Source organism: Pedobacter sp. FW305-3-2-15-E-R2A2, from assembly GCF_038446955.1.
Lineage (GTDB): Bacteria > Bacteroidota > Bacteroidia > Sphingobacteriales > Sphingobacteriaceae > Pedobacter.
Window position 1 is genome coordinate 601,339 of record NZ_CP151803.1, and the last position, 18,631, is coordinate 619,969.

Below are 18,631 nucleotides of genomic sequence, written 5' to 3' on the forward strand. Positions count from 1 at the left end.
AAATCAAATTAAAAATATATGAAAAAAGTTTTCCATTTCCTTTTGATCATCTCTTTAGCTACCGGGGTAATTTCCTGTAAGAAATCAGACCCGCCAGCTCCGGACAATACCGTTAATTTTGAAAGCGCCAAACAAGGACTGGAAGCTACGGCGACAGAAACCGTAGTGAAAATTAACCTGGCGATGGCTTCTTCTGTAGCAGTTCCCTTAACGGTGAATCTGACCAATTCGGGTTTGAGTTATGGGCTGGAATATACTACTGAACCAGCTGCAGCAAACAACATTTTGTCGTTAACGATCCCTGCAGGAGGAACGTCCGTTTCTTTTAAGGTTAAAAAGGTTGCGAATGCCGTGATTAACGGAACAGAAACCATAGATTTTACCATCAGCTCTGCAGGAAATCCTATTGTATTGGGTACTACCGCGAAAACTCAGCTTAGTTTTAGCTCCATCACCTCTGAAGGTGCAAGGTTAACTTTAAAAGGGATCGTAGGTGCCGAGATAGGAAGCGCAGCGCTGAATTCTGTCTTTGTAGATTTAAGCAGCAATTCCATGGTGAACGTAAAGAGAGATTCCTGGGTACTTGGATTTTCATCAGGAACTGATTTTAGAGTTAGATTGAACAATACTAATGGTACTTCGGCCATTAAACTTAACGGTAAAGCAGATTTAAATACGGTTTCAGAAACTGATGTGATTTTAGATGATCTTTCTATTACTACTGGTGTTTCTGGAGCGAAGTCATTTGCAAATATTGACAATGTGAAGGGTGATGTCACAAAGGATGTCATCTCAAATGTTTCTGCAACAGATGCAGAGAACATGGTTTATGTGGTAAATCCAGCTGGAGGTGTTCGTGGTGTCGTAGTTTCTGTAGATAATTTGCTTAAAATCAGAATTTTGAGGAAGGGTTCTGGTTATGCCTTACAGTATGCTAAGCTAAAAGATAAGACTTTCAAAACATTGGACATTACGAAAGATCCAGCAAACAATTTTACTTTCGTCACTTTTTCTGCAGATGCTCAGGTAGTTAATGTAGAACCAACAAAAGCAAAATGGGATTTCGTATGGACATGGTCTATTTATTATGGAAAAGATTCAGCAAATCCAGAAGATGACAAATTGATTTATCCTTATGGATATTCTGATGTGGTATTTATGAACAACCTTGGCGGTGCTCAGGCAGCAGAAGTATTGACAAGCAAAATCGCTTTTGCAAATTTTAAAGAAAGTGACATCGCAGGCACAAGCCTCAAAGCAGAAAGAAATGTAATTGGTTCCGAATGGCGTTCTACAATGCCTGCAACAGGAGCGAGAGCGGATCGTTTTTATGTAATTAAAGACGCGTCTGGAAATGTATATAAACTGAGGTTTATTTCAATGGGATCAAATGACGGCGGTAAACGCGGTGAACCGGTACTGGAATATGTACTCGTTAAAAAGGGCTAAAATTTGGTTAGTTTAGGTTGAAGGATGCTTCCGGTGGATGTCGGAAGCTCCTCTTTTTACCGCACAAAACCAGGTTTAATTAAAAAAGATACTAATGAAATATAGATTAATCATACTATTTTGTACAGCAGTAGCGGCGTTTTCTGCCTGCAATGTAGGTGCAGATAAAAAGAATAAAGACCAGCTTCCCGATAGCATAAAAATTGTTTCCCTGAATGGAACAATAAGTGAAATTGTGGCAGGCCTGGGTCTGGAGAAAAATATTGTAGGGACAGATATTACGAGCAATTATCCGGAGAGTCTGAAAAGCAAGCCTAAAATAGGACACAACCGGAGGATTAATGCAGAAGGTGTATTATCCCTACAACCCAATATCGTGGTGGGAATCGCGAAAGAAGTAAGCCCCCAGCTAGCTGCCCAGTTCAGGAGTTCAGGAATCAGGCTGATCCTGTTTAACCAGGAGTTGACGCCGAAAGGAACAAAAGATCTGATCCGTGCGGTTGGCGACAGCCTGCATCATACGCTAAAAGTCGACTCGCTGACCAAAGTTTTTGAAACAGAACTGGCAGAAGCACAAAAGCACATCAACAACCCTAAAAAACCTAAAGTGCTCTTTATCTATGCACGTGGTACAGGCACGATGATGGTGGGTGGAACTGGAACCCCGGTAGAAAAAGTGATCGAATTGGCAGGGGGCACAAATGCCATTACTGAATTTGCGGAATACAAACCACTGACTTCAGAATCTTTAGTGAAGGCAAATCCCGATGTGATCCTTTTATTTGATGATGGACTGGAAAGCTTAGGTGGTGCAAATGGACTCTTAGGTGTGCAGGGTATTTCGCAAACCAATGCAGGAAAGAATAAAAGGTTTGTAACGATGAAAGGTGAATTGCTCAGCAGCTTTGGCCCACGCTTAGGACAGGCGGTAACAGAATTAGCGGAGAAGATAAAGTGATCAAAAATACAGGATATATCCTTTTAATTTTAACTGTTGTCCTGATCCTGACGATGGTCATTTCCTCTTGTGTAGGTGCGGTACAAATCAGCTTTTCTGAATTGATTTCTATTATAGCTTACCATACAGGATTGTCTGATCATCAAAATTTTGAAGCTCAACAGGCGGCAGTGTTTTTAAATTTAAGGTTGCCGCGGGTTTTATTGGGCGTACTGATTGGCGCTGCATTGGGTGTTTCCGGTGCTGCAATCCAGGGGCTATTCCGCAATCCGCTGGCTGAACCGGGATTGATTGGCATTTCCTCAGGGGCGACTTTATTTGCAGTGATTATGATTGTTTTAGAGACTAAAATATTCAAAGAACTGACTGGCATTATTGGCTTTTATGCGCTTTCTCTTGCTTCCTTTATCGGGGCAGGATTAACGACAATGCTTGTCTATCGCATCGCAATGAGAAATGGAAAAACCATTATTACCACTTTATTACTGGGAGGAATTGCCATTAATGCATTAGCAGGTGCTTTTATTGGATTACTAACCTATATGGCAACTGATGCACAGTTACGGAACATCACTTTCTGGAGTCTGGGGAGTTTGGGCGGAGCCAGCTGGCCAACAGTAACGACCTTATTGCCATTTGTGTTGATTCCGGTATTTGGATTGCCTTTTCTTGCCAAATCATTAAATGCGCTTGCCCTAGGAGAATCTCAGGCGATGCATATGGGAGTGAACGTAAAGATGGTTAAAAGGATCATCATTGCCATGGCTACGATGGCTGTGGGTGCTTCGGTAGCTGTTGCAGGAATGATTGCTTTTATAGGGCTGATCATTCCACATATTTTGCGGATGACTTTTACCGCAGATCACCGGTTAGTGATTCCGGGAGCTGCATTACTGGGAGCGGCATTGTTAACAATGGCAGATTTGATTGCAAGAACAGTAGTTGCACCGGCAGAACTGCCAATAGGCATATTAACAGCAATGATCGGCGCACCGGTGTTTATATATATCATCATTACTGAAAGAAATAAAAATAATCCATAAATGATCAAAGTTAAGGCACTGAGCTATAAAGCAGGAGGTAAGAAGTTATTGGATAACCTGAGTTTCGATGCAGGTAAAGGCGAATTGCTGGCGATATTGGGTGCCAATGGTGCCGGTAAAAGTACCTTAATGAAATTGCTCTGTCGTGAAATCAAGCCTTTTAGCGGACAGATTACGATCAATGGTAAAGAATTAGACAATTACAGATTGGAAGATCTGGCAAAGACGAGGGCGGTATTGTCGCAACACAATACGATTTCCATCTCTTTCCAGGTCAATGAGCTGGTCCTGATGGGAAGATATCCGCATTTTCAGCAAAAGCCAACAGCCACTGATTTCAAAATTGTGCAGCAGGTGATGGAAGAAACAGGAATTACTCACCTTGCTTCCAGAGATTACAACACGCTTTCCGGTGGAGAGCAGCAAAGGGTACAGCTGGCCAGGGTCATTGCTCAGATTTATGATAGCCCTAATGCCTGTCTGTTCCTGGATGAGCCCACCAATGGCTTGGATTTGCAGTACCAGCAACAGATTATGGTGTTGGCAAGATCGCTTGCCGACCGGGGTTATTGTGTCATCTGTATTCTGCACGATATTAACTTCGCCTCGAGGTTTGCAGACCGGATCATGATGTTGAAGAATGGAAAAAAAGTAGCAGAAGGCTTCCCTGTTGAAGTGATCAATTGTGAAAATATACAGGAAACATTCAGTATAAAGGTAAAACTGATGGAATGTGAAGGTTATGCCTGTCCATTGGTGGTACCGGAAACAATATTAAAATAAGAATTATGGAAAAGACATTAGATCTAAAAAATCAGTGGGCGGCTTTTAAAGCCGAACATCCAAAGGTTAGAATCAGAGATGCTGCAAAGCAACTGGCAACTTCTGAAGCGGCATTAATCGCAACTACAGTAGGGGAGTCTGCCGTTCGTCTGCAGGAACAGTTTCCGGAAATTTTGAAAGAAGTAGAAGGATTGGGCTATGTAATGGCATTAACCAGAAATGACCATTGTGTGCATGAACGTAAAGGGATTTATAAAAAGGTGTCTTTCCGTGGTTCAATCGGATTGGCCGTTAATCCTGATATCGATCTGAGGTTATTCATGGGCCAATGGGCTTCCGGTTTTGCAGTCAACGAAAACGAACGCAAGAGCTTGCAGTTTTTTGGAAAAGACGGCGAGGCGGTACATAAAGTTTACCTGACTGAAAGTAGTGATGAAGATGCTTATCAGGCATTAGTGACGAAGTATACTGCGGAAGAGCAACAGGCTCCTTTAACGTTTAGTGAAACGAAAGCTCCTGTTGCAGAACTTGCGGATGCGGAAGTTGCGGTAGCAGATTTTAAACAGGCCTGGCTGAATTTAGAGGATACTCATGATTTTCATAGCTTACTGAATACTTATGGTTTGACGCGTACTCAGGCGCTTCGTCTGGCACCGGAGGGGCATGCGATCCCGGTTACCCTGGATTCCCTGAAAGCGATGTTACATAAAGCTTCTGAAACAGACCTGGAGATCATGGTCTTTACAGGGAGTGCCGGTTGTATTCAGATTCATACCGGATTGGTGAAAAAGATTATGGAAACCGGTCCATGGTTCAATGTGCTTGATCCTGAATTTAATATGCATTTAAGAATGGATGGAATTGCTTCGCTTTGGTTGGTGAAAAAGCCAACAAAAGATGGAATCGTAACGAGTATAGAAGTTTTTGATGCAGAAGGAAATATTATCGTTCAGTTTTTTGGAAAGCGTAAACCAGGCATTCCGGAAGATGAAAACTGGCGGAGAATTGTCAATGAATTGGCCGTTAAGGGCTAAAAGAATCTATAACCGGTGAGGTGTTGCTGGGGTTTAGGTGTGTTTAAAGCGTCGGATTAGGCCCCGACGCTTTGTTTTTTATAAGGCTATTTGAAAGTATTGAACTTCCCAAAAACACCAAGGGGTAACTTTATTCCGGAAGTTGCCTGTAGGTAAAGCTCTCCGGTTTCCAGGTTTTGTACCTGTGGGAAAGAAGTCTTGATCAGGTTCTCTACAATCACAGAGGAGAATCCTAAGGAGTAAGTGTTCAGGATTAAGAAGTGTTCTTCTTCATCCAATAACTGTACTACATCCTGCATCATTTCCTGAATGTGATCTTCCAGTTTCCACTTCTCTCCATTCGGACCATGTCCAAATGCAGGTGGATCAAGGATAATCCCATTGTATTTTTTACCGCGTTTTAATTCTCTTTTGACAAACTTTAAAGCATCTTCCACTACCCAGCGGACATCTTTAAGGTTCGACAGTTCCTGGTTTTCATTTGCCCAGTTTACCACCTGTTTGATCGAATCTACGTGTGTAGTATCTGCGCCTGCTGCCTTTGCAATCAATGATGCTGCACCGGTATAGGCAAAAAGATTGAGTACTTTAGGAACTGGTGTTTTGAATTTTCTAACAGAGGAGGAGATATAATCCCAGTTTACTGCCTGCTCAGGGAAAACACCGACATGTTTGAAAGAGGTAAGCCCTAAACGAAGGTTGATGCTTACGTCGTCATTTTTGTAGTTTACATTCCATCTGTCCGGCAGGTGTGCGGAGCTCTTCATCCACTCACCGGTAGTTGCGGAGCGTCCTTTGAAACGGATATGGGTTAATTTTTTCCATTCCTGTTCAGAAAGGACCTTTTTCCATACCGCCTGAGGCTCAGGTCTGCACAAGACGAGGTTGCCAAAGCGTTCTAATTTTTCAAAATCACCACAATCAATCAACTCATAATCTTTCCAGTGTGTGGGTGTTAACAGGCTTATCATAAAAATATGGGTATTTAAAATTTGTCTTTTGCTGCTTTCATAAAACGGCTGGCAAAAACAAAATCATTTAGTTCTTGAATATCAGTATGGGCGATCTCTTTATTTGATCCTTCCCAGAATTTCTTTCCTTCGTGTAAGAATAAGATGTAATCACCAATTCCCATTACGGAGTTCATATCGTGGGTTACTACAATAGTTGTTGTATTGTATTCTTCTGTAAGTTCCTTGATCAGCTCATCAATAACGATGGAGGTCTTAGGGTCCAAACCAGAGTTGGGCTCATCGACAAAGAGGTATTTAGGGTTCATGGCAATCGCACGGGCAATTCCCACACGTTTTTTCATTCCTCCGGAAAGCTCTGCAGGGAAAAGTTTATTTTTTCCGGTCAGGTTTACACGTTCCAGACAGAAGTTGACGCGGTCCAGCTTTTCTTTACGTTTCTGATCCGTAAACATATTTAAAGGAAACATGATGTTTTCTTCTACCGTCATGGAGTCAAAGAGCGCGGATCCCTGAAAAAGCATGCCGATCTCTTTTCTGATCTCAATCTTCTCTTCAAAGTTCATGGTCGTAAATTCACGGCCATCATATTCCACACTTCCCTGTTCAGGATGGTGTAAGCCAATCATACACTTTAACAAAGTGGTTTTTCCGGAACCGGAACCTCCAATAATCAGATTGGTTACCCCTGGTTTAAACTGTCCTGAAATTCCTTTTAAAACTTCATTTTCGCCAAATGATTTGTAAATGTCCTTGATTTCGATCATAGTAATAACTGGGTTACAATGTAATCACATGCCAGGATAGTAATACAACTTACTACAACGGCTCTTGTACTTGCCTGTGCTACTTCCAGCGCTCCGCCTTTCACATAAAAACCTTCATATGCAGGAACAGAGGTAATGATGAAACCAAAAACAAATGCTTTTACCAGGGCTACAACAATGGTATAAGGGTTAAAATCAGTGGTAATCCCCTGAACATATTCTGCTGCAGAAACTGCCCCTGATAATGTTCCTCCGATGTATCCGCCACCAATGCTCAATACCATTGATAAGATCACCAATAGAGGGACCATGGTAATTCCGGCAAGGACTTTCGGCAGGATCAGGTAGCCTGGAGAGTTGATTCCCATAATTTCCAGGGCATCAATCTGTTCACTCACGCGCATCGTTCCGATCTCTGAAGAGATGGCAGATCCGATTTTACCAGCCAGTACAATTGCAGTAATGGTTGGGCTAAGCTCCAGAATACTGGAGTCGCGGTTTACAGAACCAATAATTGTTTTTGGAATAAAGTCACTCACAAGCTGAAAGGCGATCTGCAAGGTCATCACTGCCCCGATAAAGGTCGAAATGATGGCTATTAGTCCTATAGAGCCGACGCCGATAAAGTCCATTTGTTTAAAAATGGCCTTCATATATATACTTAACTTTTCCGGCTTTCTGAATACGGCCTTTAATAAAAGGATGTACCTGCCAAAATTGGTGAAATTCATTTAATGAAAAATTAGCTATGGTAATAATGCAATAATACTACAAAGAAACAACAAAAATTGTTGGGACATTCTTTATTTATTAAATTATTATTTCAATTACCGGGTGTTTTGTCTGGTTTTAAGTGGTAAAACGGCTATAGAGTCTATCGCATTTTATGTAATATTGCTGCCAAATTGAGATAAAATGAATGCGTTAATTACGGGTGCTACCAGAGGAATCGGAAAAGCCATCGCCGTTAAGCTGGCGGAAGGCGGATACGACCTTGCTGTTTGTTCCAGGAATGAAGCCGAGCTGTCTGCCCTGGTTGAAGAATTGAAGTATACGGGCGTTTCTGTCTTTACTTATGTTGTTGACCTTGGTAGTAAAGCGTCTCTTTATGCTTTTTCTGAAGCGGTAAGGGAGAAAATGCCGGAACTGAACGTTTTGGTGAATAATGCAGGCCTGTTTATGCCGGGAACGCTGTTGGATGAGGCAGATGATTCGTTGGAGAAACAGTTGAATCTGAACCTTTTGGCTCCTTATTATCTTTCTAAATTTTTCGGTAAAATGATGCGTACGCAGCGTTCGGGGCATATTTTTAACATTTGCTCGGTAGCGAGTAAACAAATTGTAACAAATGCGGGAGGTTACAGTGTAACTAAATCAGCCTTGCTCAGTCTTAATGATGTATGCAGAGGGGAGTTAGCTGAATACAACGTTAAAGTAACGGCCATTTTGCCGGGATCGACATTGACCTCATCATGGGAAGGAACAGAAATTCCTGCTGAGCGTTTTGTACAACCTGAAGATATTGCCAATACCTTATACACGATTTTAAACTTAAGCGATGGTGTAAATGTTGATGAAGTGACCCTGAAGCCAATACAATTTTAAAGAATAAATAAATAAAGAAAAGGAGGAAAGTATTATGGACAAGCGATTATTTAGAAATGAACACGACAAAGTAGTAGCAGGTGTTTCATCCGGAATTGCAGAGTATATGGAGGTTGATGTAACCATAATCAGGCTGTTGTTTGTACTCTCTACTATATTTTTGGTGGGTACGGGAATATTGGTATATATTGTAATGTGGATCGTTGTTCCGGTGAACAATGACCCTGCAGCAAAATTTTCAAGATTTAACGATTATTATAAAGGGCAGAAAAACAATCCGTTTAACTCGCCAAATGCGTTTACGCAACCGCAAAATACGGCTGAACCTACAGGTAGCAGCTCTTCTACAGGCTGGACTTCCTCAGGTATCAATGAGGATCCTTTTAAAGCAAGCCCCAAAATGAGCGATTTCAGCAAACCCTTTCAAAAGAGTAATAATGAGACCGGAAGGACTGTAGGCGGGTTATTTCTGTTGGTGATCGGGCTTTATTTCCTGATGAATGAATTTAACATTATCCCATTCTGGTTTAGCCTGGGTAAATTATGGCCATTGGTTTTTGTAGCCATCGGAGTAAGTTTCATTATGAAGGGTAAAAATAAAAATGCCTGGGAAACCTGGAAAAGTCAGCAGGAACAGGGAAATGCAGGAACTGCGCCTAGCAACCCTTCTGCACCCGTGGATCCGGTAAACCCGGTAAGTCCTGAAGGCGTTCAGCCAACAGTAAGTCCGGAGCCGGGCACTGATGCACCTGCTGAAGACAGGTTTACTAAACATGACCATTAAAAATCTAAATCTATACAGATGAAAACGGATAGAATAATATGGGGTATTGTGCTGTTGTTTATCGGCGGCGTACTCCTTCTCGAAAACTTTAATATCATTGATTTCTACTGGCGCAGTGTATTCCGCTTCTGGCCTATATTTCTGATCATTGCAGGTGTAAATATTTTGTTCAGCAGGAACAAATCTCAGGTTGGTGGAATGGTTTCCATTGGAGTGCTGGTGATTACCCTGGCGATGTTGTTTGTAAAAGGACAGCAGGTACCGGAAAATAGAGACCGCTGGATTGGAGACCGGATCAAAGACGATATCAGTTCTGAAGAAAACTATGAAGAGCTGAGCTTCTCGGAGCCCTATGCTGATTCCCTGGCAAAAAAAGCCATATTAAACATCTCCGGCGGTGGTACTTCCTTTGATTTAAAAGGAGAAACAGATAGCCTGATCAGTGCGGAGGTACAAAAAAGAGCGGGCGTATTTTCTTTGCAAAACGTGGTGTCCGACAGTGTCAGTAACCTGACTTTCAAAATGAAAGGTAAATCCGGCTGGTCAATGAGTGATGGAGGAAATGATGTAGACCTGCGTTTGAACAAAAATCCGGAGTGGGAAGTGCATATGAGCATGGGTGCAGGGGAAGTGAATTTTGATTTCTCGGAGTATAAATTGCGTGCCTTTAACTTTGATGGTGGTGCAGCAGCACTGGATATTAAATTTGGTGCCTTACTTCCGATTACCGACATCAACGTGAAAACAGGTGTGGCGGATGTGAAGATCAATATTCCTATAGAGTCAGGATGCAGAATTAAAACTAAAACAGGTCTTTCTGCCAAAGATTTTAACGGTTTTACCAAGCTGAAAGATGGTACTTACGAAACGCCAAATTATAGTGCTTCAACGAAAAAGATATTTATCAATTTGGATGGAGGATTGAGTAACTTTGAAGTGAAGCGTTACTAAACGCTAAATTTCATTGGAATATAAACACTTAATAATGGAAAGTCCTGTTAAAGGAGAATACACAGTTGTCATTAACGGAAAGCCTACAGGACCTTATCCATTGGCATCACTACAAAATTTAGAAATCCTTCCGGGAACCTTTATCAGAAAGCCTGGAATGGATGATTATAAAGAAGCTCACGAGTTCCCCGAACTGCGTGAGCTTCTTGGTTTTAAATACAGCAAAACCGCTCCTCAGTATTTTGCTTCTTTCGATCAGCGTTTATTGGCTTCAGTCATAGATTACTTCTTTATTGCCATTGGCTATGCCCTGCTGGTCTTGCTGAGCTTTCTCTTTTTGGGAGAAAAAAATGAAAGGATCGCTGCGGTTGTGATCGGACTCCCCATCATTCCAATTGTCAAATTCTTCTACAGCAGTATCGCAGAAGCCTCTGTAAAGCAAGCTACCATAGGAAAAGCATTGCTGGGCATAAAAGTGACGAATATGGAGGGAAATCCCATTAGCCTGAGCAATTCCTATGGCAGGAATGCAGCAAAGATCTTATCTGTCCTTCCGGTGTTCTTTGGCTACTTGTATAGTTTCCTAAACCGGAAGCAACAATGTTTTCATGACCTCATTGCAGACACACTGGTGACCAAGGAAAGACTGATATAATAAACATAATCTTTATCTTTGTTTCAAATTTGTATCGTAAATTGATGGAAGACGTATTTGTTCAAAAAGAGTTAAATGGTGGATATTGTAATAGTTTAACACAATATTCCAGGTTCCTTACCCGCGAGGTAAACATAGGTGATATTCCTATGGGGGGCTTGAATCCGATCCGGATTCAGTCTATGACTACAACAGATACGATGGATACCATCGGTACCGTTGAACAAACCATCCGCATGGTGAATTCTGGTTGTGAGTATGTACGGATCACGGCTCCAAGCATTAAGGAGGCTGAAAATCTGGCCAATATCAAAAAAGAATTACTTTTCCGCGGATACAAAGTCCCTCTGGTTGCAGATATCCATTTTACGCCAAATGCGGCAGAGTCTGCGGCAAGAATCGTAGAAAAAGTACGGGTAAATCCAGGCAATTATGCTGATAAAAAACGTTTTGAAAATATAGAATACACCCAACAGGCCTATCAGGCAGAGCTGGAACGTATTTATAAAAAATTCACCCCTTTAGTGAAAATCTGTAAAGAATACGGTACGGCCATGAGAATTGGTACGAACCACGGTTCCTTATCAGATCGCATCATGAGCCATTACGGTGATACGCCCAGAGGAATGGTTGAATCGGCAATGGAGTTTATCCGCATGTGCGAGGATCAAAACTACTATAACCTGGTGATCTCGATGAAGGCCAGCAATACACAGGTCATGGTTCAGGCTTACCGTTTGCTGGTTGCTACGATGGTAAAAGAGGGAATGAACTATCCTTTACACCTTGGCGTAACTGAAGCTGGTGATGGAGAAGATGGCAGGATTAAATCTGCTGTCGGCATAGGCGCTTTACTCGAAGATGGCCTTGGAGATACCATCCGCGTATCCCTTACAGAAGATCCTGAGTTTGAAGCACCGGTAGCAAAAGCCCTTGCCTTAAGATACGAGAACAGGGCAAGGATAACCGGTCTTTCTACGGAAAGAGAAAAAATCAAGATACAAGACCTTCCATACCAACCTTATGAATACAACCGCAGGCAAACGAAACCTGTACAGCATATCGGTGGACATCACCATCCTGTAGTGATGCTGGATGTATCAAAAGAAAACTTAAAAGATCCTTACTTCCTGGGGGTTGTAGGTTATAAATACAGCGCCGGACTGGATAAATATAATATGGCCGATCAGGCCTGTGATCTGGTTTATCTGGCTGACGGACTTCCTTCATTCTCCTTTCCGGGAAACCTGAAGCAGGTCTACAACTATCAGACCTGGCTGGGGCTGGCAGATAAAAATAACTGTCACCCTTTACTGCCTTTCTCAGATTATGAAAAAACGGAATTAAAGGATGAACATTTAAACCTGGTCAGCATAGATGCTGTCGAAGCATTAAATGCCAACCTCGGAATTCTCAAAGAAAATGTGGTGCTGGTATTGGAAACTGATGCGATACATGGAATGGCTGCTCAAAGAGAACTCTTTATAAAGCTCTTAAAGGATAACCTTCAGATACCTGTCATCATTAAAAGATCCTATCCCGAACTCCATGCAGACGACTTAATGTTGTCCGCTGCAACGGACCTCGGTGCTCTTTTTACCGACGGACTAGGGGATGGTGTATGGATCAATGCTGCCGAAACAATTGGTCTTCCTTTAGTAAATGCGACCAGTTTTGGAATCCTGCAGGCTACCCGTACCCGTATTTCCAAAACCGAATATATCTCTTGTCCAAGTTGCGGGCGTACTTTATTTGACCTTCAGGAAACGACTCAGCTGATCCGTTCAAGGACCGATCATCTAAAAGGAATTAAGATTGGAATCATGGGCTGCATTGTGAATGGCCCTGGTGAAATGGCTGATGCCGATTACGGTTATGTAGGTACCGGCCCTGGAAAAATCACTTTATACCGTGGTAAGGAAGTGGTCAAGAAAAATGTAAATGCAACTCGTGCACTAGACGATCTGATCGACCTGATCAGAGAAGACGGTAACTGGGTGGAAGTAAAGTAACCGATCCAAAACGTATTGTCACAATTCTGTGGCTATAAGCTAGTTATTGTGATCTCAAGCCGTCTTTTTCTATTTTTTTTCAGCATCTTAGAGTTCTAAAAAAAACCTTATTGATTATGAAAAAGATATTTGCATTAACCTTATTTGTGAGCTTATTTACGCTTGTAACGGCCTCTGCACAAGAGAAAAAGAAAGCAAGCCCACCAGCCAGCGTAAAAGAAACCATCAGCTCCGGCACCACAGTTAGCATTGACTATAGCCAGCCTTCCGTAAAAGGAAGAACAATAGGTGCTGAAATTGCTCCATTTGGAAAAGTATGGCGTACAGGAGCCAATGAAGCCACCGTATTTGAAGTGAGTAAAGCGGTAAAAGTTCAGGGAAAAGACCTTGCCGCAGGTAAGTATGGTTTATATACCATTCCTGGTGAAAAAGAATGGACCATCATCTTCAACAAAACCTGGAAGCAATGGGGATCTACTAACTATTCCGAAGCCGATGATGCCTTACGTGTCGTGGTAAAACCAGGAAAAGCAGCTACGCCAACAGAACAAATGACTTTCAAAATTGAGAAATCAGGTAAAGTAAGCTTGCTGTGGGGGACTACTGTAGTTGCCTTTACCGTAAAATAGGGTTTAAGTTTTGCTCCCAATTAAGTATGCTCCCAATTGAGCAAGATTAAAAGAAAAAAGAGATATGTTATGAAAAGGCCTAGGAATTTTGCCCCCTTCAGGGCAAAGGTTCCAGCCTTCGAATAATTTATCTCTTTTTTCATGTCATAAATTCTCCCTTAAAAAGCCTGCTGCTAACTGCTCAAAAATGCCAGCGTCTTCTCACATACCTGTTTCAAATGCACCGGCAGCTGAGGCAAAATATACGGATGTGATGTGCCAAAAACATGGTTTGCACCCTCGATCTTATGTATCTCTGCTTTCAATTGTTTTTGAGCCAACTCCTGTGCCACACTAAACTTTACATTCACATCCTCATCACCATGTATAATCAACCATGGGATAAGGACTTTTCCTGCAGCCTGTATAATATCAAACTCCCCTCTATGGGCATTGAAATCCTCCAAAAGCGTACTGTTCAATGGCATTTTCTCCTTCGTCCGTGCATTCTCTACAAATATCCGACCTGTCTTCAGCCATTCTTCTTCCTGTTCCGGCTTCCATAAACTGGAGAAATCTGCAATCGCTGCCCAGGTAACCAGCTTAGTGATCCTGGAATCATTTGCTGCCTGAACAATCGCCAAACCACCTCCGCGACTATGACCAATCAAATAAACAGGCACACCCGGATAATGCAAACTCACATAGTCAATCACCTCATTTAAATCTGCCAGTTCTTTGCTTACCGTATTCGATGAAAAAGCGTCTAAATCCGTTACATCTTTTAAATTTTCCGGCGTAACCCCGCTGTGTGACAGGTTAAATTTAAGATATCTGTATCCTTTTTGCGCAAAATAGCGGGCAACAAGATGATGTGCACCCCAATCTTTGAAACCTTTGAAGCCGTGAACAAAAATAATAATTGCCGGATTTAAGGATTTATCGTCGTAAGTACAGTCGCCAATAATGGGTTTCCCTGATGATCCGCTTAATGTAAACTGCTCGTTTATAATCATATATGAAAAATAATAATGTATCCACCTTATATAACAAACTTAAAGAAAAGATGTTTAGACAATCATTTTATTATTTGAAATCGTTCTAAATAGCTCTTAATTACTCCATAATGACAGTGAAATAACGTTGGGTTGTTACTTTTGTTACGCTAAAAATAAACAGGGATACTACATTTTGGAATATTTAAAGATCATTGCTTTTACGCATAAACATATTGACCTAAAAGCATTGGGTAAATTGGTGATATGTGAGCAGACACTAGACGACAGATTGAGGAACATTCAATCGGAGTTAGGTGTTAAAGAAATATTCTACATGGGAACCTGTAACAGGGTCGAGTTTGTATTCACTTGCGCTCACACGCTGGACAAGCAATTCATCACCCGTTTCCTTACCGTATTGAACATGGGATTACCCGAAGAATACATGGATAAGTTCGTAGAGAATGTTTCTGTGTATGAACAGGGTGCTGCCTTCAACCACCTGTTAAGGACTTCCTGCTCATTAGAGAGTCTGGTAGTAGGGGAGAAGGAAATTCTTGCACAAGTCAGAAAAGCTTACGAAACCTGCCGTGTTGCCGGGTTCACCGGAGACTATATGCGGATGATCATGGGCAGAGTCGTAAAAACAGCAAAAGAAGTATATACCCATACCAACATTTCAAAGAATCCGGTTTCTATCGTTTCTTTAGCTTATCGCAAGCTGCGCGACCTTAAAATGTCCGCTACTTCCAGGCTCCTGATTATCGGCGCTGGTGAAACCAACAAAAACATAGCTCAGTATCTTAAAAAACATAAATACTCCAACTTCTCCATTTTCAACAGGACATTAGAAAATGCAGAGGTGTTGGCCAAAGAATTAAACGGTACTGCTTATCCGCTTACCGAACTGGAAAATTACAACCAGGGATTTGATGTCATTATTACCTGTACAGGTGCTACTGAACCCATCATTACTAAAGAAATCTATACAAAACTTCTGAATGGAGAAACCGGTAAAAAGACCATTGTCGATTTAGCGATTCCTAATGATACTGCTGCTGAAGTGGTAGCAGAATTCCCCATTCATTTTATCGAAGTTGAATCTCTTAAAGAGATTGCCCGCAAAAATATTCAGGAACGTTATGATGAGCTGGTAAACGCCGAGCACATTATAGAAGAAAATATCAAAGACTTTGAATTGGTATTACGTCAGCGCAAAATAGAGATTGCAATGAGTTCTGTTCCTCAGAAAATCAAGGAAATTAAGCATACTGCTATCAATGGCGTCTTTGCCGACGAGATCAACGGTCTTGATGAAAACTCAAGATTGGTATTGGAAAAAGTGATGAATTACATGGAAAAAAAATGCATCAGTGTTCCAATGGTTATGGCAAAGGAGATATTGGTAAAGAATAGCTAAATTTGCGGAAAAATTAGCATTAACGTGAAAAGACTTATTATCGGTACAAGAGGCAGCGACCTGGCTTTATGGCAAGCCAACTTCATTAAGGATAAACTTGCAGAGATTGGTGCTGAAGCCGAATTGAAGATCATCAAGACTCAGGGAGATAAGATTTTAAACCTTCGTTTGGACAAACTGGAAGGCAAAGGATTTTTTACCAAAGAGCTTGAAGAAGAACTTTTAGGTGGGACGATCGATATAGCCGTACATTCTCATAAAGATTTACCTACGGTACATCCTGCAGGGTTAATTATTGGAGCAGTAACAGAACGCGAAGATCCTTCCGAGTTGTTATTGATCCTGAAAGACTGTGTAGACATCAAACAAAAGCTTTCCCTGAAAACGGGAGCGATGGTGGGAACTTCCTCCAACAGACGTAAAGCGCAAATGCTTTCGTTGCGCTCAGACCTGAACATTGAAGATTTAAGAGGTAATGTACCTACGAGAATTCAGAAACTAAGAGATGAAAATTATGATGCGATTTTATTGGCTAAAGCTGGTGTAAATCGTCTGAACATTGATCTTTCAGAGTTTCATGTAGAGGTGGTCGATACCACAGAGCTCGTTCCTGCTCCTGCACAAGGTGCATTGGCCATTCAGATCAGAGAAAATGATCAGGAATTGTTCAACTTGTTGCAGCAGTTAAACCATCAGGAAACGATTGAAGCCATTGGCGTTGAACGTAAGGTGTTAAACCTGTTTGAAGGTGGTTGTCACATGCCACTAGGCTGTTATTGCAAGAAAGAAGATGGACAATACGAAATCTGGACTTCCAAAGCAGAAACCGATGAGCACTTTCCTGACCGTTACTTTTGCCGTGTAGATAGCTTAGAAGGTATTGCAGAGCAGATTGTAGCTAAATTTAGTCCGGATAGAAAATTACCTTCCAAGGTATTTATCTCCAGAGAAGTTGGTGAACACAGCTATTTTAGAAAAGCATTAGAAAAACATAAGATAGAAATTGAAGGCAGATCGCTGATCCGTACATTCCCGATCGTGAATGTATTGGACCCTTTCTACCTGAAACATATAGACTGGATCTTCTTCAGCAGCCGCAACAGTGTGGAGTATTTCTTCAACCTGAAGCCTTTGTTGCCTAAACATGTAAAGTTTGGTGTAGCGGGAAGAGGTTCTGAAGATTCTTTGAGAAAAGCAGGACACCTTGCTGATTACGTTGGCGAAGGTGGTGATATTGATGAGGTAGCTGATCTTTTTGCAGAGCTGGTAGCTGGAAAAACAGTGTTGTTCCCAAGGGCGCAGGACTCTTTATTAAGCATCCAGAAAGCATTAAAGGCGGATACCAAGGTAGTTGACCTGCCTATTTATGAGACTGTGATCGAAGAGGATGTGGACCAGACTTATGCGGAAGTGCTGATCTTTACCAGCCCTTCTAATGTTGAGGCTTATTTTGTAGAAAACTTATTAGAACCCGGACAACAGGTGATTGCGATCGGAAACTCTACAGGGAAGAAATTTGATGAGATGGGTGTAAAATACATTCAGCCTTATTCTCCTGATGAGATCGGATTGGCGGAAGCTGTTTACGGAATAGATATAAAATAATAAATAATTGATATGGTGCACCGTCCGCGTAGATTGAGAAAAAATCCTGTAGTGAGGGAAATGGTAGCTGAAACGAGGTTATCTAAAGACATGTTTATTTATCCGTACTTCATCGTACCGGGTAAGAATGTAATTCATCCTTTAGAAGCGATGCCGGGGATCAGCCATTTTTCTGAGGATACTCTATTGAGCGATGTGGAGAAAGGTTTGAAACTTGGTGTAAACAAGATCATGCTTTTTGGTGTTGGTGATGAGAAGTCCGAAGATGCGGCTTCTGCTTATCATGACCATTCCCTGGTTCCTTCAGCAGTTCGTCTGTTAAAGAAAAATTTTGGGGATGATTTATACATTGTAACCGATGTTTGCGTTTGTTCTTACACGACTCATGGACATTGCGGAATTTTAAAAGACGATTACGTTCAGAATGATCCTACCGTAGAGGTGATTGCTAAAATGGGATTGACACATGCGCAGGCAGGTGCTGATATGCTTGCACCATCGGATATGATGGATGGAAGAATTGCCGCAATGAGACAGTTACTGGATGGACAGGGTTTTGTAAACACAGCGATCATGTCGCATGCTACAAAATTTGCTTCTGCTTATTATGGTCCTTTCCGTGAGGCGGCAGACTGTGCTCCTAGTAAGGGCGACAGGAAAGCTTACCAGATGGATTTCAGAAATGGAAATGAAGCTTTGAGAGAAGCTTTGCTGGATGAAAGTGAAGGCGCAGATGTATTGATGGTGAAGCCAGCTTTGGCTTACCTCGATGTGATGCACAACCTGAAACAACATACAGATTTGCCGATAGCCTGTTACAATGTTTCCGGTGAATATTCTATGGTTAAAGCAGCTGCACAAAGAGGATGGATTGATGAGCAGAAAGTAGTAATGGAGACGATGCATGCCTTTGCGCGTGCAGGAGCGAGTATCATTACGACTTATCACATCAGGGATATGGTTGAAAAGAATTGGTTGTAAGGAAATA

Annotated in this window: 18 protein-coding genes; 14 read left to right on the forward strand and 4 right to left on the reverse strand. The window is 41.7% G+C overall.

The annotated features are described in order from the left end of the window. Nucleotides 1-18: 18 nt before the first annotated feature. The 5 genes from AAFF35_RS02375 (at nucleotide 19) to AAFF35_RS02395 (ending at nucleotide 5,267) form a co-directional block, all read left to right on the forward strand. Entirely contained in the window at nucleotides 19-1,449 is a 1,431-nt protein-coding gene (locus AAFF35_RS02375) for an HmuY family protein (protein ID WP_342330712.1), read from the forward strand. Nucleotides 1,450-1,543: 94 nt separating this feature from the next. Then, complete coding sequence (locus AAFF35_RS02380) at nucleotides 1,544-2,407, forward strand: ABC transporter substrate-binding protein (protein WP_342330713.1); 864 nt, start codon at nucleotides 1,544-1,546, stop codon at nucleotides 2,405-2,407. Then, a complete protein-coding gene (locus tag AAFF35_RS02385) occupies nucleotides 2,404-3,450 on the forward strand; it encodes an iron ABC transporter permease (RefSeq protein ID WP_342330714.1) in 1,047 nt (348 codons plus the stop codon). Before AAFF35_RS02380 ends, AAFF35_RS02385 begins: the two co-directional genes overlap by 4 nt. Next, nucleotides 3,451-4,233: a heme ABC transporter ATP-binding protein gene (locus AAFF35_RS02390; RefSeq protein WP_342330715.1), complete on the forward strand. Its 783-nt coding sequence runs from the start codon at nucleotides 3,451-3,453 to the stop codon at nucleotides 4,231-4,233. A gap of 5 nt (nucleotides 4,234-4,238) precedes the next feature. After that, nucleotides 4,239-5,267, forward strand: a complete 1,029-nt coding sequence (locus tag AAFF35_RS02395) for a ChuX/HutX family heme-like substrate-binding protein (protein WP_342330717.1) — start codon at nucleotides 4,239-4,241, stop codon at nucleotides 5,265-5,267. Nucleotides 5,268-5,353: 86 nt separating this feature from the next. On the opposite strand, the gene AAFF35_RS02400 is transcribed toward AAFF35_RS02395, so the two are convergent. From AAFF35_RS02400 to AAFF35_RS02410, 3 genes are read right to left on the reverse strand one after another with little or no spacing between them, the layout of a single operon-like run. Continuing rightward, a complete protein-coding gene (locus AAFF35_RS02400; RefSeq protein WP_342330718.1) occupies nucleotides 5,354-6,238 on the reverse strand; it encodes a class I SAM-dependent methyltransferase in 885 nt (294 codons plus the stop codon). A gap of 14 nt (nucleotides 6,239-6,252) precedes the next feature. Then, complete coding sequence (locus tag AAFF35_RS02405) at nucleotides 6,253-7,005, reverse strand: ABC transporter ATP-binding protein (protein WP_342330720.1); 753 nt, start codon at nucleotides 7,003-7,005, stop codon at nucleotides 6,253-6,255. Beyond that, nucleotides 7,002-7,736 carry an ABC transporter permease gene (locus AAFF35_RS02410; RefSeq protein ID WP_073229842.1) on the reverse strand — a complete coding sequence of 245 codons (735 nt, stop codon included), beginning with the start codon at nucleotides 7,734-7,736 and terminating at the stop codon, nucleotides 7,002-7,004. Before AAFF35_RS02410 ends, AAFF35_RS02405 begins: the two co-directional genes overlap by 4 nt. Nucleotides 7,737-7,920: 184 nt before the next feature. Here AAFF35_RS02410 and AAFF35_RS02415 point away from each other — a divergent pair, with 184 nt between their 5' ends. The 6 genes from AAFF35_RS02415 to AAFF35_RS02440 all read left to right on the forward strand — a co-directional run bounded on the left by AAFF35_RS02415 (nucleotide 7,921) and on the right by AAFF35_RS02440 (nucleotide 13,641). After that, a complete protein-coding gene (locus AAFF35_RS02415; RefSeq protein ID WP_342330722.1) occupies nucleotides 7,921-8,610 on the forward strand; it encodes an SDR family oxidoreductase in 690 nt (229 codons plus the stop codon). 34 nt (nucleotides 8,611-8,644) lie between these two features. Further along, the gene (locus tag AAFF35_RS02420; RefSeq protein WP_342330724.1) at nucleotides 8,645-9,394 is read left to right on the forward strand and encodes a PspC domain-containing protein; all 750 of its coding nucleotides are present in this window, start codon (nucleotides 8,645-8,647) and stop codon (nucleotides 9,392-9,394) included. An 18-nt stretch (nucleotides 9,395-9,412) separates the two neighbouring features. Beyond that, a complete protein-coding gene (locus AAFF35_RS02425) occupies nucleotides 9,413-10,345 on the forward strand; it encodes a DUF5668 domain-containing protein (RefSeq protein WP_342330725.1) in 933 nt (310 codons plus the stop codon). A 34-nt stretch (nucleotides 10,346-10,379) separates the two neighbouring features. Beyond that, the gene (locus AAFF35_RS02430) at nucleotides 10,380-11,000 is read left to right on the forward strand and encodes an RDD family protein (RefSeq protein WP_342330727.1); all 621 of its coding nucleotides are present in this window, start codon (nucleotides 10,380-10,382) and stop codon (nucleotides 10,998-11,000) included. A 44-nt stretch (nucleotides 11,001-11,044) separates the two neighbouring features. Beyond that, nucleotides 11,045-13,012, forward strand: a complete 1,968-nt coding sequence (gene ispG, locus AAFF35_RS02435; protein ID WP_342330728.1) for a (E)-4-hydroxy-3-methylbut-2-enyl-diphosphate synthase — start codon at nucleotides 11,045-11,047, stop codon at nucleotides 13,010-13,012. A 116-nt stretch (nucleotides 13,013-13,128) separates the two neighbouring features. Continuing rightward, nucleotides 13,129-13,641, forward strand: coding sequence for a DUF2911 domain-containing protein (locus AAFF35_RS02440; RefSeq protein ID WP_342330730.1), 513 nt, complete (start codon nucleotides 13,129-13,131; stop codon nucleotides 13,639-13,641). Between the two features lie 173 nt (nucleotides 13,642-13,814). Here the strand turns inward: AAFF35_RS02440 and AAFF35_RS02445 are convergent, their stop codons facing one another. Further along, nucleotides 13,815-14,636, reverse strand: a complete 822-nt coding sequence (locus tag AAFF35_RS02445) for an alpha/beta hydrolase (RefSeq protein WP_342330731.1) — start codon at nucleotides 14,634-14,636, stop codon at nucleotides 13,815-13,817. Nucleotides 14,637-14,811: 175 nt separating this feature from the next. Between AAFF35_RS02445 and hemA the strand changes: the two genes are divergently transcribed. The 3 genes from hemA to hemB are packed head-to-tail and all read left to right on the forward strand — an operon-like array spanning nucleotide 14,812 to nucleotide 18,624. Continuing rightward, nucleotides 14,812-16,038, forward strand: coding sequence for a glutamyl-tRNA reductase (gene hemA, locus AAFF35_RS02450; protein ID WP_342330732.1), 1,227 nt, complete (start codon nucleotides 14,812-14,814; stop codon nucleotides 16,036-16,038). A 24-nt stretch (nucleotides 16,039-16,062) separates the two neighbouring features. Further along, complete coding sequence (hemC, locus tag AAFF35_RS02455) at nucleotides 16,063-17,643, forward strand: hydroxymethylbilane synthase (protein ID WP_342330734.1); 1,581 nt, start codon at nucleotides 16,063-16,065, stop codon at nucleotides 17,641-17,643. Nucleotides 17,644-17,655: 12 nt separating this feature from the next. Next, on the forward strand, nucleotides 17,656-18,624 hold the full coding sequence (gene hemB / locus AAFF35_RS02460; protein WP_074611870.1) for a porphobilinogen synthase: 969 nt from the start codon (nucleotides 17,656-17,658) through the stop codon (nucleotides 18,622-18,624). The last annotated feature ends 7 nt before the right edge of the window (nucleotides 18,625-18,631 follow it).

Bases quoted from the DNA above. Each gene is read 5' to 3' on its own strand.
- AAFF35_RS02425 (WP_342330725.1), top strand. From the start codon at position 9,413: ATGAAAACGGATAGAATAATATGGGGTATTGTGCTGTTGTTTATCGGC.
- AAFF35_RS02410 (WP_073229842.1), bottom strand. From the start codon at position 7,736: ATGAATTTCACCAATTTTGGCAGGTACATCCTTTTATTAAAGGCCGTA.
- AAFF35_RS02415 (WP_342330722.1), top strand. From the start codon at position 7,921: ATGAATGCGTTAATTACGGGTGCTACCAGAGGAATCGGAAAAGCCATC.
- AAFF35_RS02445 (WP_342330731.1), bottom strand. From the start codon at position 14,636: ATGATTATAAACGAGCAGTTTACATTAAGCGGATCATCAGGGAAACCC.
- AAFF35_RS02390 (WP_342330715.1), top strand. From the start codon at position 3,451: ATGATCAAAGTTAAGGCACTGAGCTATAAAGCAGGAGGTAAGAAGTTA.
- hemB (WP_074611870.1), top strand. From the start codon at position 17,656: ATGGTGCACCGTCCGCGTAGATTGAGAAAAAATCCTGTAGTGAGGGAA.
- AAFF35_RS02375 (WP_342330712.1), top strand. From the start codon at position 19: ATGAAAAAAGTTTTCCATTTCCTTTTGATCATCTCTTTAGCTACCGGG.
- AAFF35_RS02420 (WP_342330724.1), top strand. From the start codon at position 8,645: ATGGACAAGCGATTATTTAGAAATGAACACGACAAAGTAGTAGCAGGT.
- AAFF35_RS02440 (WP_342330730.1), top strand. From the start codon at position 13,129: ATGAAAAAGATATTTGCATTAACCTTATTTGTGAGCTTATTTACGCTT.
- AAFF35_RS02395 (WP_342330717.1), top strand. From the start codon at position 4,239: ATGGAAAAGACATTAGATCTAAAAAATCAGTGGGCGGCTTTTAAAGCC.
- AAFF35_RS02405 (WP_342330720.1), bottom strand. From the start codon at position 7,005: ATGATCGAAATCAAGGACATTTACAAATCATTTGGCGAAAATGAAGTT.
- AAFF35_RS02400 (WP_342330718.1), bottom strand. From the start codon at position 6,238: ATGATAAGCCTGTTAACACCCACACACTGGAAAGATTATGAGTTGATT.
- AAFF35_RS02430 (WP_342330727.1), top strand. From the start codon at position 10,380: ATGGAAAGTCCTGTTAAAGGAGAATACACAGTTGTCATTAACGGAAAG.
- ispG (WP_342330728.1), top strand. From the start codon at position 11,045: ATGGAAGACGTATTTGTTCAAAAAGAGTTAAATGGTGGATATTGTAAT.
- AAFF35_RS02380 (WP_342330713.1), top strand. From the start codon at position 1,544: ATGAAATATAGATTAATCATACTATTTTGTACAGCAGTAGCGGCGTTT.